Origin of the sequence: Phytoactinopolyspora alkaliphila, assembly GCF_010550695.1 — a bacterium.
GTDB classification, from domain to species: Bacteria; Actinomycetota; Actinomycetes; order Jiangellales; family Jiangellaceae; genus Phytoactinopolyspora; species Phytoactinopolyspora alkaliphila.
In genome coordinates this window covers 1-640 of record NZ_JAAGOB010000033.1, presented here as the reverse complement: position 1 = coordinate 640, position 640 = coordinate 1, and the positions used below count along the sequence as shown (strand labels likewise).

Annotated in this window: 1 protein-coding gene; it reads right to left on the bottom strand. The window is 65.2% G+C overall.

All coding sequences use genetic code 11. The features are described from left to right. Positions 1 to 640: DUF7927 domain-containing protein (locus tag G1H11_RS24950; protein ID WP_216844130.1), on the bottom strand; the 640-nt coding region annotated here is incomplete at both ends.

Below are 640 nucleotides of genomic sequence, written 5' to 3'. Positions count from 1 at the left end.
TCGGCAGCATCCACACACACCGCCCGCTCGTCATCACTGGTGACGACGTTGCGCAGCACCGCATTCGGAGTGTCGCCGACGGTGACCGAGTACGTGATGGTCACCACCTCGTCGACATCCAGATCACCGGTCCAGGTGAGCGACGTGCCCTCCCGGACCAGCTGGCCGGACGACGCCTTGGCGTCGTTGTTCCACCTCGCCACATTGCTGACCTCGGACAGGTCATCGGTGACCGTGGCATCCTCCACCGGGACATCGCCCACATGCTCGACGACCACGGTGTAGGTCACCACGTCACCCTCCTTGACACTCGAGCCCGATTCCGGGTCCGAGGTCTTGGAGAACACGTACGCGGCGTTGAAATGCGACGTGGTGCAGTCCAGGTTCCCATCCGGAGCCGGCACACACACGCCCCGCTCATCCGGCGACGTCACCACGTTGAGCAGGCTCGCACCCATCTCATCGCCCACCGTCACCGAATAGGTCACCGTCACCACCTGGCCGACCTCCAGATCACCCGTCCAGGTGAGCGTGGTGCCGTCCAGGGAGACGTCGCCTGACGACGCCTCGGCGTCACCGTTCCAGGTGGCGTCGTCGAGGACGTCTGCCAGGTCGTCCTCAATGATCGCCCCCTCCACCG